The following is a 12,938-nucleotide window of genomic DNA, read 5'->3' as shown; positions in this document are numbered from 1 at the left end:
CATAGTCCATGTTTTTATAAACTGTATAGGTCCCAGTCTGAATCTTTTTTGTGAGATCCCGATTATTCAAGTAGGTAGAAAACTTATCGGTATCTTCAATCACGCGCTCCTGCTGATAATCTCGTCGGAAGCCATTCCAGGCTTAATCGATAATCTAATGGCTACAGTTTCTTCTTTATTACTTTGTTGATTTTCTGTTTTTAGTTGATTAATAGATTGAAGGTTCTTTTGATAGTCATCCCACTCACTTTTTGATAAAACATGATAACCATCCTCCTGTAGAGTTTTTTGAGCGTCCTCGCTTGAAAGGGGCACCTTTTTAGCTGCTGATTCATCTGTGGCAAGATAATATGCCGTAAATACGCTTGTGGCTAAAAAAATACCTGCAGCTGCTCCAGATATGTATAGTCGGTTCAATGAAGATCGCCTCCCTGACTTTCAAGGATCCTAATTACCTCATTGTTTGATAATGCAGATTGCCTGGAAATTTGTTCAATCGATAATCCTTGTTTGTACAAATGAATGACCTGATTTTGAATAACCTCGTGTATGGGCGAGGAATTAGTTAAAAAAGATACCTCCGAAAACGATTCCTCGTGCAGGATTTCCTCCTCAAGTGCACGAATTCGTTTTTTAATTATATACATTTCTTGTACATGCTCTAATGAAAGCTGTTCAATCTCTTTTTCTACTTTAGTTTCCTGTCCTTTATAAAATAACGATAGTAAGAACAGTAAGGCAGATAGAGAAAATAAACAAATCAAAATGATTATCATGAATACCCTCCCAAATTAAATTACAATCCCTATTGTACAACAATTTTCACTGGATTTTGGTAAAAATATATGAAAAAGGAAGTGTTGCTCATAATTTGGAAGTAGGTAGTGGTTCTTCGACAATATGCGTTCATTGTCATCTAGTTCAGGGAGTGTTAGGATTTAATGGAAGATATTAGTGGCTCGCTAAAGCAGGTAAGATAAATGAAAGGGGTGGTACCGCATGGACCAGTTAGACTCTTTAAATAAAAGTACTAAAAAAGCCAGCTGTAAAAGGCTTGTTGATGATAAATCCGGATTAATCGTACCCTATCTTTGGTGCAAAAACGATCAAGATCAAGAGGGGATATCTGCTGCAGTACAGTTAACAAATAATGATTATTTCGATAGAGTAGATGTAGTCTGCAAAAATGATGGGGATCGACCACTTGAAATTAAGATATTTTTTGTTCATGAGGCCTTTAGTGAAGTATCAGCAAGTTTTTATAGTCCTGCGGATTCTTTAATCTATTTATATGGTAAGAATACGATAAGCTTATTAAATGGAAATGATTGTGCATCTATATCGATAATGGAACGAAAACATAAAAAAGCGGTGTACGAATTAATGGAAAATGGCCAAATTATCCACTCTCCTTTAGCCAGAGGTCTAGTTGTCTGTACAACGATGTACAAGCTTCTAGTGGAGCCCGGAGTGAAAATGGGGGTTTCTAATTGGATAATTACAGGCAAGAATAAAGAGGAAGTCATGCTGTTTGATTACTTGGTCAAAAATCAGACTAGCATTTATTAGTGAAAGGTGATATTATAGAAAAGTCGTATAAAATGAAGTTTTGAATGAACTGGAGGGACTCACATGCGTGTAAACATTACTTTAGCTTGCACAGAGTGCGGTGAGCGTAATTATATCAGCACAAAAAATAAACGTAATAATCCTGATCGTCTTGAGCTTAAAAAATATTGCCCAAGAGAGAAGCGTACAACTGCACACCGCGAAACAAAATAAAACAACAGGAGGTTCTCTCCTGTTGTTTTTTTTTGGGATTATATAGAATTTAAGGGGATTTAACGCAATGTTAAAGGGAGAATTAAGATCGACTTATCGGAGTTTATTAGCGGAATTTCCGTCATACGAGCGGGATACATATACATCTAAAATTGTTGAATACTTATTTAGTCATGACATATGGAAGAATGCAAAGACAATCGGAATCACAATTTCTCGGCATCCTGAGATTGAAACGAAAGAGATTATCGAGAGAGCGTGGAAAGAGAAAAAGAATATCGTGATTCCAAAATGCTATCCACACACAAAGCATATGGAATTTTATGACTATCGTCCAAATACGATACTTGAGTCAGTTTATAGTGGTTTAAAAGAGCCCAGACCGGATAAAACACAAAAGATAGAATCCGACCAAATCGATATAATGGTAGTTCCGGGACTCCTATTCTCAACAACTGGATATCGGATTGGATTTGGCGGCGGCTATTATGATCGTTATTTGGCATCATTTTATGGAATCAAACTTTCGCTGGCGTTTATGATGCAAATAAGAGATGATATCCATACAGAAGAGTTCGACATCCCTGTCGACTATCTATTCACAGAACAAGGGGTAATAAATTGTGGGTAACTTAATTATTTACGGCGCTGTTGCTGTCGGCTCCTACGGGGCATATCGGCTTAAAGCTCTGAGTAAATCCGGTGCTCTCGCAGCATTTCTTTTGGGAGCTTTAATTGTTATAGGACTTGGATGGGAAGGTTTACTACTAATTGGTTTGTTTTTTTCCTCATCTAGTCTGTTTTCCAGTTATAAAAAAAGAATTAAGCAGAGTATTGATAAAAAATTAGCAAACGGAAGCAGACGAAATTGGGCCCAGGTAGCAGTAAATGGCGGTCCTGCTGGTATAAGTTCTTTACTTTATTTTATATCTGACGGTTCTGATATTTGGTTAATTTCCTTTATCGTATCAATTTCAGCAGCTACTTCTGATACATGGTCATCTGAACTTGGAGTATTGAGTAAATCTGACCCAATCCATATAATCAGTTTGAAAAGATGTGAACGGGGTACTTCAGGGGCAGTCTCAGTCCATGGAACTCTGGCCGGGCTGTTTGGCTCCATATTCATTGCAGTAATAGCAGGTATACTGTTTAATCTGTCATTTTCAACAATTCTCCTACTGAGTGCATTCGGATTTCTGGGCAGTATTCTGGATACCTTACTGGGGGCTTTCCTGCAAGTCGAATATATATGCCCAGTTTGTTCGGTTCATACGGAGAAAAAAGTGCACTGCAATACACGGACTGTTAAAAGGAAAGGAATTAACTGGATTAATAACGAAACTGTAAATCTAAGCTCAATTCTGATAAGCACTATTTTTTGTATAATAACTTGGTATAGTATCACATAATACTAGGGTATAAAGAGCTTGTATGCAGTGTGAAAAGGTGGTTTTTGTTAATGAAAAAGAATGTAAATCGTGTTGTCCTTGTTGGTACAGGTTTTGTTGGAAGCAGCTATGCATTCGCTATGTTAAATCAGGGAATTGCTGAAGAATTTGTTTTAATTGATTTAAATAAGGATAAAGCAGAAGGCGATGCAATGGACTTGAATCATGGAACTCCATTTGCACCGAATAGAACGAAAATTTGGTTCGGAGATTATTCAGACTGTAAAGATGCAGACATTATCGTTCTAACTGCAGGAGCGAATCAGAAGCCTGGTGAAACACGCTTAGATTTAGTTGAAAAAAATATGAAAATCTTTAAATCCATTGTTGGAGAAATTATGGCTAATGGATTTAATGGGATCTTTCTTGTGGCTGCGAACCCAGTTGATATCCTTACATATGCAACATGGAAATTTTCAGGTCTTCCTAAACATCGCGTACTTGGCTCTGGTACGATTCTTGATACGGCCAGATTTCGATTTATGTTAAGCGATTATTTTGAAGTGGATCCTCGAAATGTCCATGCCTATATCATTGGAGAACATGGGGATACAGAATTACCTGTATGGAGCCATGCCAATGTAGGCGGAAAGAATATGAACGAACTGATTAAAGATAAACCTAATCATTCCATGGAAGATTTGGATAAGATTTTTATTAATGTACGTGATGCAGCTTATGAAATCATTAATCGAAAAGGTGCAACATTCTATGGAATTGCCATGGGTCTGGTTCGTATTACAAAAGCCATCCTTCAGAATGAAAACAGCATTTTGACAGTGTCAACCTTCCTAGATGGGGAGTACGGACAAGAAGATGTGTATGTAGGTGTCCCTGCGATAGTAAACCGTGAAGGAATTTCTGATATCCTCGAACTGAAATTATCAGATGATGAGCAAGAGAAATTTTCACATTCTGTTAAAGTATTAAAAGAAACGATGAATCCAATTCTTGATCAGTTACTATAAGTAGAATAAAAATCCCTCCTGTTCACCAAACTATATGGTAATACAGGAGGGATTTTTACATGAATAAATTCTTAATTATTTTCGTATCTGGCATAATAGGGTATATAGTGTTTCAAAAGAGGTCTTCCATTATGAAGAATCAAGTACTGCGCAACATCCTTATAGCCGTTCTAATGGAATTGCCAATTTTTAAAACTGTGCAAGATCAAACATAATGACCAGAGGAATTATTTCTGTTCCTCTTACGTAATGATAAAATAGATATAGAAACTTTTTAGGGAGAGAAAGTAGGGGAATCCGTGAGTTTTAAAGAAGAATATATCTATTGGTCCTTTATCAATCAATTGATTACGAAAAAAGGGTATCGATTTATATCTGCATCCACTGATCAGCAAGAAATATGGCTTGAAAATCAGTCGAGTCGGATAGATCCCCTAATCCGTATAAAAAGAGAAGATTTGGATTGGTCCAATAATATGAAGCGTGACCGAAATCTTGTACTGCAGAATGCAGAGAAGATTCGTAGGTTTCTTTCCAGGAAGGAACTAACTGTTAAAACCATTTATGTTAGTCAATATGCTCCGGTTGATGATTATTCGGATGTCCTTGGAAGATACTCAAACGAAAGTCGTGCAAAAATTACGATTGATACCATGATTTTTCAAACAGAGGCTATGGAAGAATCTTTGACGGAATTGGAAAGCTTTCTGGGGTTTCCGTTGGAAGTGGTCAACAGGGATTATGAGTTTATAGAAGAAAATGAAATTAACCATCTTAAAGAAGATGCTTTGGCTGCTTCTTACCAAAAGCAGAAACAAGATGAACAAATCTTTAGCCATGGCAAACCAATCTTTACATACTTGTTAATGGCCATCCAAGTTCTTGTGTTTATTTTACTCGAGATGCGTGGCGGAAGTACAAACACTGAAACCCTCATCCAATTTGGTGCAAAGTATAACCCATTGATTATGGAAGGGGAATGGTGGAGATTCTTCACACCCATCTTTCTTCATATTGGATTTACACACTTGATTCTGAACACCTTAAGTTTGTATTTTGTCGGAGTTATTGTTGAGCGTATTTATGGAAGCTTAAGATTTCTGGTTATTTACTTTTTTGCAGGCTTTATTGGTTCGGTAGCAAGTTTTATTTTGATGCCCAATCTATCAGCCGGTGCCAGTGGTGCGATATTTGGCTTACTCGGTGCCTTGCTATTGTTTGGTATACTCCACCCCAATCTCTTTTTCAGAACAATGGGATGGAATGTGATTGTAATTTTGGCCATCAACCTGGTTATTACATTCTCTGCAGATGCTATAGATAGTGCCGGCCATATCGGCGGTTTAATAGGTGGATTCCTCGCAGCAGCGATTGTCAGATTGCCGAAAAATCCTAAGCTTGCCGTGCAAATGGGTGCGCTGCTCCTGACCGTTTTGTTAACAATAGGAGCTTTAGTATATGGGTATTCATCAAATGAATCTGACCATAAATATCATAATGATGTCACTCTTGCTCATGAATATGTGAATTCTAAGGAATATGCCAAAGCCTATGAGCTTATCGAAGGCTATCTAAAGGAAGAAGACGCTCCAGAAGCATATTTTTTAGCAGGATATATAAAGTATCATCAATATGATCTGAAAGCGGCTGAGACGTATTTTCTAAAAGCCATTGAACAGCAAGAAGTGTTTCCAGAAGCATATTATGATATTGGACTGCTCTACTGGCAACTGGGACAAATCGATAAAGCTAAAGATTATATCCAAATAGCAGTTTATCAGGAACCGGATAATGAAGATTATAAAACAACGCTGAATGAGCTTGATTCCGAATAGTTATCTTACTTTAAGGCAGCTGCTGATAATATTCATGTATATTGCCTGATTTATCCTGAATAAGAATAATTAGTTTGTTTGAGTCTTGTTTACGCAAAATCAAGGGGATGGTACTGTCTATCGGATTTATGACTGTACCATCCTGTTTTTTTATTCCTGAAACATAAATGGAATAAAAAGCTTCCCATAGCTTTTCCGTAATCTCCAGACGCTTTTGCTCTGAATATCCGGCTAATAATCTTTTTTCTTCAGTCGAAAACTGTGTCAGGGGAACTACGTGATACCTTGTAATATCAATCTTTTTGTTATCTGTATAGCGATTGAGCACTTTAGTCAGCCTGGAATTACTTACAGAAGACAGGGTAAAGGCCCATTCCTTTTGTTCCTCGGTTTCAGGAGAATGAAATGATTTGGTTGGTCCATAACGTGAAGCAATGACAAACAGATTACTATCAGTTAATTTAAATGAGCTGGTAATCTTGTCGTTTTCCGTATGAATCTCAGCATAATGAATGGTAACCACTTGAAATAAAGAAGATTCATGAGCTTTTACGGTTGTCTTTTGGGATATTCGATCTGTATTCTGCTCCCATTTCTTTGTAAACTCTTTTAAACGACCGTTTTGAAAAAGAAGTGAGAAATCCTGTCTGAGATAACTTGTTTGATTTAAAATAGATTCAGTCGATAACGCAACATCGTACTGTTCTGTATCTTTTTCCTGCTTAGGCATGACAAGGGAAGAGGTTGTTTTAATAAACGCAGCCTTTTGATTAAGTGGAAAATATTTAATAACAGCTATATCCCTTTGTATATAAAGCTGTTTCCACCACATAAAGGTAAATATGAGTACTAAACCGACTATTAGGTAACCAATATATTTTTTCAAAAGGATTCTCTCCTCACTTTAGATTATTGCCTTACGTATATATTCTTAAATGGATGTCAAATGATAAATAGACGGATGCTTTGTCCTAAGCAATATATGTGTAACTCTAAATACATATGCTTTGTTTATAAATGTCACAATTGACGGAATACAGAAAGAAAGTATCTTGAGGAGAACAACTAAATTCAGATATACTAAAGAAGCAGGAAGGAATGTGACAAAAATGAAATCCGTATATGAAATTCAACAATATTTAAAGAGGTTTGGAACCATCATATACATGGGTGATCGATTAGCTGATCTAGAGATGATGGCAGGAGAATTAAGAGAGCTATTTCACTCTCAATTGATTGAAATCAGAGATTATCAAACGGCAATTTTAATCTTGAAACAAGAAATAGAGTATGAGAAGGAAAAGCAACAGCTAAAACAAAAACAATCGAAAAGGTGAATCAATATGCTGGGGAAACAAGATTGGTTACTGGGAATTGATATTGGCGGTACAACGATTAAGCTTGCTTTTATAGATAAAGAAGGGACCATTGTACATAAATGGGAAATCATAACGAGAACGGAAGAAAATGGTCTGCATATCGTTTCTGACATCGGCAAATCTGTCAGGGCAAAATTGGAAGAATGGCAGGATGGTAATTTAGTAGGTGTCGGAATGGGTGCTCCTGGTCCAGTTAATTTTGAGAACGGTTCAATATATGTGGCCGTGAATATCGGTTGGAGAGATTTTCCTTTAAAGGAGTTGCTGGAAAAAGAATTAGGAATTCCTGCAGTGGTTGATAACGATGCGAATGTAGCATCCTTCGGTGAGTTTTGGAAGGGAGCAGGAAAAGGTACAAATGATTTAGTCTGTATCACTCTCGGAACTGGTGTGGGTGGCGGTGTAATCACTAATAAGCATTTGGTGCATGGAATTAGTGGGGCAGCTGGTGAGCTCGGTCACATAACGGTTCAGCCAGAGGGTGGAGCTCCTTGTAACTGTGGGAAAACAGGCTGTGTTGAAACGATCGCCTCAGCTACCGGTATCGTAAGGCTGGCGTTAGAGAAGATTAAAGAGAAACCAGATTCGGACCTCTCGATTGTTTTTAACGAAAATGGGTTGATCACTTCTAAAGATGTAGTTGATTGTGCTATAAGTGGAGACCAGGCAAGTCTGGATGTCCTCGATGAAGTAGCTAAATATCTTGGACTTGCAGCAGCCAATGTGGGCAATATTATTAACCCTGACATCATCGTAATCGGTGGTGGTGTTTCAAAAGCCGGAGACATTATTTTAAAACCAATTGAGAAATACTTTAAGCAATTTGCTTTTCCGCGGGTTTCAGAATCAACTGAAATCAAAGTTGCATCTCTTGGTAATGATGCAGGTGTCATAGGCGCAGCGGGCTTAATCATGCAACAGCTGGGACAAGAGATTTAAGAGTCCGCATGCTGAGGCAAACGTTGAGTACTTAGTTGAGTACTTAATAGAATTTAATAAATTTATTATAAGCATTTCAATGTATTTGTTGAAGTGCTTTTTTTGTTTGCACGAATTTTTATAAAGGAAAACAAAAACCATATGTCGAAATTAGTTGGGAGGATAGCATGGAAATAGATGATGGAGGGTTTGGGGATGAGTGTACCGAAGCATATTGTGTCTGCAGCAACGATTGTATTAAATGAAGCTGGAGAAATTTTGTTAATAAAGGGTCCGCACCGTGGGTGGGAAATGCCTGGAGGACAAGTCGAAGAAGGTGAGTCACTCAAAGATGCTGCCATAAGAGAAACAAAGGAAGAATCGGGAATTGATATCGAAGTGACTAAATTTTGTGGTGTTTTTCAAAATATAGACCTTTCTATTTGTAATACCTTATTCTTGGGCAAGGCGATTGGGGGTACTCCCACTACCAGCCCTGAAAGTTTAGAGGTAGGTTTTTTTCCCATAGCAGAGGCATTGGAAATGGTAACCTGGAATAATTTCAGACAAAGAATCGAGTATTGTCTGGATGAGAGCATTCAGCCATTTTATGTCGAATTTAATGGGAAGGACCGAGCAGGTGTTGTACACGAGCTATAGGAGGATTAAGCCAATCATGACCAAACAGCGGGTGTCATTATTTAGTTTCAAAAAGGGGGGTCCATTTGTTTAATAGTAGTGTTCTTTCTCAAACCTTTATAAATTTTGCTGAAAGGGAATGTAAAGGCTCCAGCAGGCTATACGAGCATTTATCAATAAATATTGCCGGCGATGAAGTGCTTTTAGAGATAGGTATGAATGCGAAGGAGGGTCAGCCAGTACCAAATCTTCTGTTCGGTGCTGTCCACTATCTCCTGTTAAAGGGTAAAGAACATTCCCTAAAAGAGTATTATCATAGCCTGGTTGAGTATCCGAAACCATATATGGATTCGTATGAACCTTTTAGGGATTTTTGCTTTACTTATCGAGAAGAGATTGACTCTATTCTTAAATCGAGACGGGTTCAAACCAATGAAGTGCGAAGATGTGCATACCTATACCCCGCCTTTTGTGCTGCTTATGAGATAGCTAAGAAACCTTTAGCACTTATTGAAATTGGAACAAGTGCAGGATTACAGCTTCTTTGGGATTGCTATTCATATACATATGGGCAAGAGAATACCTATGGGAATTCAGAATCTAAACTTACCATTTCAGCAGAAATAAAAGGAGAAAATGTACCAAACCTTCCCTCCATACCTCCGCCAGTTTCAACTAGGATTGGCTTGGATTTACATACGATTGATTTAAATGATGAGGATGAAAAATTGTGGCTTAAATCCTTAATATGGCCCGAGCATACGGAGCGGTTGTCAATGTTTGAAAAAGCTGCAGTCTATGTGAGGGGGAGTTCCGTAAAATTAGTAAACGGTGATGGTGCTGATTTATTACCTCACTGTATACAGGATATCGCAGAGGATCATTCCGTTTGTATTTTTCATACACATGTTGCTAACCAAATGCCAACGGATGTGAAAAAGAATCTGTTAGAAACAATCGAGGATATTGGGAAGAAGAGAGAGGTCTTTCATATTTATAATAATATTCAAGATAGATATTTGCATTTGGATTATTATTTGGATGGCATTCTTAACAAAAATACAATTGCAGAAACCGACGGGCACGGCAGATGGTTTAAATGGTTATGGGAGAGTGAGCGGACAATTAGTCAGTAGGAAATGAAATTCGCCCTTTTGAATTTGTTTTCTTTGAAGGGATATTTTTAACTAAATCAATTAATTAGGTATTAATCCAATACGGGTTAATGCCTTTTTTTTTCGTTGACCCAACTGTTTTTCATTCGGTTTGAATTGGATAGTTGAGTGAGGATGTAGGAGGTACTTGTCAAAGGACAGAGATAGCCGCACCAAACCATATGCCGGGGTAGTAAAGGTGCCTGAAAGGTGGGTGAAGTATGTAGGAAAGCAGCTATGCCCCACCTATGAAGTACCTATGCTCCAGCTATACCGGGGTAAAAGTGCCTGAAAGGTGGGTGAAGTGTGTAGGAAAGCAGCTATGCCCCACCTATGAAACACCTATGCCCCATCTACACCCTGCCTTTCCCCAGCCCATACCCCGCTAAATGGCATACTAAAAAGGCTTATACAGTTAAAGGCAACTATAATCAAGCTGTTTTTTACGAATCTATACATAATATCTGTTAGCTTCTGTATTTTTTGATCGGAGTATTCATAAAATGAGTAGAAAAGGATGTGATTCTATGGAAGTCATCATAAAGAAGCCTGACTTATTATCGAGATTGGCCGTTTTGTATTCTATACCGATCGCACTTTTACGGGAATGTAATTTACATATTAGTAATAATGAGCTATCTGTTGGCGATATGGTTCATATACCTGGATATTGGACAAGGGAGGAAAGGTTATCGTCCTTGGATATCACACACCCTGTAGAACGTGAAAGAATTCAGGTAGCTAATTCAATGGAGAGTATGGAAGAGAATCCGAAGCAATCTGTTAGATTGCCTGTGAAAATTCAACATAGTATTGTGGATCAGACTTGTCCATACTCATCAAGTAAATGCATGAATGACATGGAAATACTTACAACCATCTATCCTTTCCTGCAGATGAAATCTATCGGGAAATCTGAACTTGGCCAGGATATTTGGGAACTGCGAATTGGTATTGGTCCGAAAAAAGTCCATATGAATGCCTCGATGCATGCGAATGAATGGATTACTAGCTTGGTTTTAATGAAGTGGCTGAATGATTATTTACTGGCATTAACAACGGGGACAAATTTAGGAGAATGTTCAGCATTGGAGCTATTCCTGGAGTGTGATTTGTCACTTGTTATGATGGTGAATCCTGATGGTGTAGATTTAGTAGTAAATGGTCCATCTGAAAAAATGAAAAAAGATTTAATTAGGATGAATGATGGAAGAAAAGAATTTTTAGGCTGGAAAGCGAATATTAGAGGAGTTGACTTAAATAATCAATTTCCGGCAAACTGGGAGATTGAGAAAAAGAGAAAACGGCCCAAAAAACCAGCAGCAAGAGATTTTCCTGGAATCGAGCCATTAACAGAAAGTGAAGTGAAATCACTGGTTGCACTTGTGCTGAAGGAAGGGTTCGATCGTGTAGTTTCTCTGCACACCCAGGGAGAAGAATTTTACTGGGGATATGAGAAAAAAGAGCCGGAAATCACCTCTGTTATGGCTATGGAATTTACCGCAAGATCTGGCTACAAGGCCGTTCGCTATATTGATAGCCATGCAGGCTTTAAGGATTGGTTTATTGATCAGTTCAAGAAGCCTGGATTTACATTAGAGCTGGGTAAAGGAATCAATCCACTTCCTTTATCACAATTTGAACAAATTTATCGGGATACAAAACCAATTTTAAATGCTTGTCTTTATTTATAGAAGACAGGAGCTGGTGAACGAAAAAGAGGAATCCTGTTTAAAGGATTCCTCTTTTTCAGATGTATGACGTATACAATTAATTAATGTACAGCAGGATAGCCATCTCTAATGAAGGTCATGATGGCGAACCAGCCAAATACAACGGCAGTACCCAAAGCGAATACTAGACCAAGGAAATTTTTGTTTTTAAAGGCGCTGATTAATGCGAAAATAGCCAAAATGGCAACTAAACCAAAAATAATTACCAATCCCATTTCATTTACCTCCCCTGGAATTATTAAGTAATAAAACCCAATAAATCATTAAATTGTAAAATAAATGCATTCAATAGTATTTTAATTCTTTTTAGATTATTTGTCGAGATATTATAGGCAATTTGGAAGGAATAGGAACAATACAGTATAAGACTCTTTATACAAAACCATCACTTGTGTAAAATAAAAGAAACTAAACTGAGACTTCAGGAGGAAAGACATGAAGAAAACATGGAAAAGAGTTCCTTTAGGGCCTTTGCAAACAAATTGTTATTTATATGCCAAGCAGGATGGTGAATGTTTAATCATCGACCCGGGCGAGGAAGCAGAAAAGCTGATTCAAATCATTCGTGAAAAGAAATGGAAACCAATTGCAGTTCTTTTAACTCACGCTCATTTTGACCATATAGGGGCAGTGGACAGGGTACGGGAAGTATTTAGTATTCCGGTTTATGTACACAAAAAAGAAACAGAATGGTTAACAAATCCAGCTTTGAACGGTTCGCGATTTTTCCAACTTGGTGAGATTAAGGCTGCTCCCGCAGAAAATGTAATTTCAGAGGAAGGTATTCTAAAAATCGGGGATTTCACATTTAATGTACTGTTTACACCTGGACATTCTCCAGGAAGTGTTTCTTATTATGATAAGGACGAGGCGATTGTATTTTCAGGGGATGCATTATTTCATATGAGTATAGGCCGGACCGATTTACCTGGTGGAAATCATCAACAGCTAATGGATAGTCTTCATAAAAAATTATTAACTCTTCCAAAAGATACGCTTTGTTTATCTGGACATGGGCCGGAAACCATCATTGAAGATGAGATGAATCATAATCCATTTTTAAGGTAAGAGGTGTACTA

Annotated in this window: 17 protein-coding genes; 13 read left to right on the top strand and 4 right to left on the bottom strand. The window is 37.7% G+C overall.

All coding sequences use genetic code 11. The features are described 5' to 3' along the window. Positions 1-99: 99 nt before the first annotated feature. Positions 100-417 carry a hypothetical protein gene (locus AC4G3O_RS04930; RefSeq protein ID WP_491135899.1) on the bottom strand — a complete coding sequence of 106 codons (318 nt, stop codon included), beginning with the start codon at positions 415-417 and terminating at the stop codon, positions 100-102. Continuing rightward, positions 414-776: a hypothetical protein gene (locus AC4G3O_RS04925; protein ID WP_491089832.1), complete on the bottom strand. Its 363-nt coding sequence runs from the start codon at positions 774-776 to the stop codon at positions 414-416. The genes AC4G3O_RS04930 and AC4G3O_RS04925 overlap by 4 nt, the downstream gene beginning before the upstream one ends. A gap of 223 nt (positions 777-999) precedes the next feature. Between AC4G3O_RS04925 and AC4G3O_RS04920 the strand changes: the two genes are divergently transcribed. From AC4G3O_RS04920 to AC4G3O_RS04890, 7 genes are all read left to right on the top strand, one after another. Further along, positions 1,000-1,569 carry a hypothetical protein gene (locus AC4G3O_RS04920; protein WP_066105112.1) on the top strand — a complete coding sequence of 190 codons (570 nt, stop codon included), beginning with the start codon at positions 1,000-1,002 and terminating at the stop codon, positions 1,567-1,569. Positions 1,570-1,632: 63 nt separating this feature from the next. Continuing rightward, the gene (gene rpmG, locus AC4G3O_RS04915) at positions 1,633-1,782 is read left to right on the top strand and encodes a 50S ribosomal protein L33 (RefSeq protein WP_066105110.1); all 150 of its coding nucleotides are present in this window, start codon (positions 1,633-1,635) and stop codon (positions 1,780-1,782) included. A gap of 67 nt (positions 1,783-1,849) precedes the next feature. After that, the gene (locus tag AC4G3O_RS04910) at positions 1,850-2,413 is read left to right on the top strand and encodes a 5-formyltetrahydrofolate cyclo-ligase (protein ID WP_066105107.1); all 564 of its coding nucleotides are present in this window, start codon (positions 1,850-1,852) and stop codon (positions 2,411-2,413) included. Continuing rightward, positions 2,406-3,194, top strand: coding sequence for a DUF92 domain-containing protein (locus AC4G3O_RS04905; RefSeq protein WP_077248066.1), 789 nt, complete (start codon positions 2,406-2,408; stop codon positions 3,192-3,194). The genes AC4G3O_RS04910 and AC4G3O_RS04905 overlap by 8 nt, the downstream gene beginning before the upstream one ends. 50 nt (positions 3,195-3,244) lie before the next feature. Then, the gene (locus AC4G3O_RS04900) at positions 3,245-4,201 is read left to right on the top strand and encodes an L-lactate dehydrogenase (RefSeq protein ID WP_066105102.1); all 957 of its coding nucleotides are present in this window, start codon (positions 3,245-3,247) and stop codon (positions 4,199-4,201) included. A 59-nt stretch (positions 4,202-4,260) separates the two neighbouring features. Next, on the top strand, positions 4,261-4,416 hold the full coding sequence (gene yqgO, locus AC4G3O_RS04895; RefSeq protein ID WP_175354273.1) for a protein YqgO: 156 nt from the start codon (positions 4,261-4,263) through the stop codon (positions 4,414-4,416). Positions 4,417-4,500: 84 nt separating this feature from the next. Further along, positions 4,501-6,036, top strand: a complete 1,536-nt coding sequence (locus AC4G3O_RS04890) for a rhomboid family intramembrane serine protease (RefSeq protein ID WP_139892552.1) — start codon at positions 4,501-4,503, stop codon at positions 6,034-6,036. 10 nt (positions 6,037-6,046) lie between these two features. Here AC4G3O_RS04890 and AC4G3O_RS04885 read toward each other — a convergent pair whose 3' ends face one another. Then, positions 6,047-6,922, bottom strand: coding sequence for a hypothetical protein (locus AC4G3O_RS04885; protein ID WP_066105093.1), 876 nt, complete (start codon positions 6,920-6,922; stop codon positions 6,047-6,049). A gap of 223 nt (positions 6,923-7,145) precedes the next feature. On the opposite strand from AC4G3O_RS04885, the gene AC4G3O_RS04880 reads away from it, so the two are divergent. The 5 genes from AC4G3O_RS04880 (at position 7,146) to AC4G3O_RS04860 (ending at position 11,820) form a co-directional block, all read left to right on the top strand. Further along, complete coding sequence (locus AC4G3O_RS04880) at positions 7,146-7,373, top strand: YqgQ family protein (RefSeq protein WP_066105666.1); 228 nt, start codon at positions 7,146-7,148, stop codon at positions 7,371-7,373. 6 nt (positions 7,374-7,379) lie between these two features. After that, entirely contained in the window at positions 7,380-8,354 is a 975-nt protein-coding gene (locus tag AC4G3O_RS04875; protein WP_491135898.1) for an ROK family glucokinase, read from the top strand. Positions 8,355-8,549: 195 nt separating this feature from the next. Continuing rightward, entirely contained in the window at positions 8,550-8,993 is a 444-nt protein-coding gene (locus tag AC4G3O_RS04870) for an NUDIX hydrolase (protein WP_491135897.1), read from the top strand. A gap of 65 nt (positions 8,994-9,058) precedes the next feature. Further along, positions 9,059-10,108, top strand: coding sequence for a DUF2332 domain-containing protein (locus AC4G3O_RS04865; RefSeq protein ID WP_491135896.1), 1,050 nt, complete (start codon positions 9,059-9,061; stop codon positions 10,106-10,108). Positions 10,109-10,629: 521 nt separating this feature from the next. Then, a complete protein-coding gene (locus AC4G3O_RS04860) occupies positions 10,630-11,820 on the top strand; it encodes a M14 family metallopeptidase (protein ID WP_491135895.1) in 1,191 nt (396 codons plus the stop codon). Between the two features lie 80 nt (positions 11,821-11,900). On the opposite strand, the gene AC4G3O_RS04855 is transcribed toward AC4G3O_RS04860, so the two are convergent. Beyond that, positions 11,901-12,074 carry a DUF2759 domain-containing protein gene (locus tag AC4G3O_RS04855; protein WP_066105081.1) on the bottom strand — a complete coding sequence of 58 codons (174 nt, stop codon included), beginning with the start codon at positions 12,072-12,074 and terminating at the stop codon, positions 11,901-11,903. A 220-nt stretch (positions 12,075-12,294) separates the two neighbouring features. Here AC4G3O_RS04855 and AC4G3O_RS04850 point away from each other — a divergent pair, with 220 nt between their 5' ends. Next, positions 12,295-12,927, top strand: a complete 633-nt coding sequence (locus tag AC4G3O_RS04850) for an MBL fold metallo-hydrolase (RefSeq protein WP_066105078.1) — start codon at positions 12,295-12,297, stop codon at positions 12,925-12,927. The last annotated feature ends 11 nt before the right edge of the window (positions 12,928-12,938 follow it).

The sequence above is a fragment of the Bacillus sp. z14 (2026) genome (assembly GCF_058313575.1).
This window is presented reverse-complemented; position numbering and strand designations above follow the sequence as displayed.

Bases quoted from the DNA above. Each gene is read 5' to 3' on its own strand.
- AC4G3O_RS04855 (WP_066105081.1), bottom strand. From the start codon at position 12,074: ATGGGATTGGTAATTATTTTTGGTTTAGTTGCCATTTTGGCTATTTTC.
- AC4G3O_RS04875 (WP_491135898.1), top strand. From the start codon at position 7,380: ATGCTGGGGAAACAAGATTGGTTACTGGGAATTGATATTGGCGGTACA.
- yqgO (WP_175354273.1), top strand. From the start codon at position 4,261: ATGAATAAATTCTTAATTATTTTCGTATCTGGCATAATAGGGTATATA.
- AC4G3O_RS04880 (WP_066105666.1), top strand. From the start codon at position 7,146: ATGAAATCCGTATATGAAATTCAACAATATTTAAAGAGGTTTGGAACC.
- AC4G3O_RS04920 (WP_066105112.1), top strand. From the start codon at position 1,000: ATGGACCAGTTAGACTCTTTAAATAAAAGTACTAAAAAAGCCAGCTGT.
- AC4G3O_RS04910 (WP_066105107.1), top strand. From the start codon at position 1,850: ATGTTAAAGGGAGAATTAAGATCGACTTATCGGAGTTTATTAGCGGAA.
- AC4G3O_RS04870 (WP_491135897.1), top strand. From the start codon at position 8,550: ATGAGTGTACCGAAGCATATTGTGTCTGCAGCAACGATTGTATTAAAT.
- AC4G3O_RS04850 (WP_066105078.1), top strand. From the start codon at position 12,295: ATGAAGAAAACATGGAAAAGAGTTCCTTTAGGGCCTTTGCAAACAAAT.
- AC4G3O_RS04860 (WP_491135895.1), top strand. From the start codon at position 10,630: ATGAGTAGAAAAGGATGTGATTCTATGGAAGTCATCATAAAGAAGCCT.
- rpmG (WP_066105110.1), top strand. From the start codon at position 1,633: ATGCGTGTAAACATTACTTTAGCTTGCACAGAGTGCGGTGAGCGTAAT.
- AC4G3O_RS04900 (WP_066105102.1), top strand. From the start codon at position 3,245: ATGAAAAAGAATGTAAATCGTGTTGTCCTTGTTGGTACAGGTTTTGTT.
- AC4G3O_RS04925 (WP_491089832.1), bottom strand. From the start codon at position 776: ATGATAATCATTTTGATTTGTTTATTTTCTCTATCTGCCTTACTGTTC.